The organism is Microbacterium sp. ER1 (genome assembly GCF_023383675.1).
In the GTDB taxonomy this organism is placed as follows: domain Bacteria; phylum Actinomycetota; class Actinomycetes; order Actinomycetales; family Microbacteriaceae; genus Microbacterium.
In genome coordinates, this window is the sequence record NZ_QCXO01000102.1 from 1 (window position 1) to 233 (window position 233).

The window sequence follows — 233 nt, forward strand, 5'->3', positions numbered from 1 at the left end:
CGGCGAGCTGGTGCTGCACCGGCCAACCTCCGGTTCCTTCGTGTCGTACGCGCGGGAGTTCTTCGGCGAGAAGACCGCGTTTGTGACCGGCTGGCTGTACTGGCTGAACTGGGTGATGACCGCGATCGTGGACGTCACCGCGGTGGCGCTCTACATGAACTTCTTCGGCAAGTACTGGGCGCCCTTCGGCGACGTGCCGCAGTGGCTGTTCGCTCTGCTGGCCCTCGCCGTGG

General features: G+C 65.7%; 1 protein-coding gene. It reads left to right on the forward strand.

Annotated elements, in window-relative coordinates:
- The coding region (locus BV453_RS01920) for an amino acid permease (protein ID WP_249520747.1) at positions 1-233 on the forward strand (233 nt) is incomplete at both ends.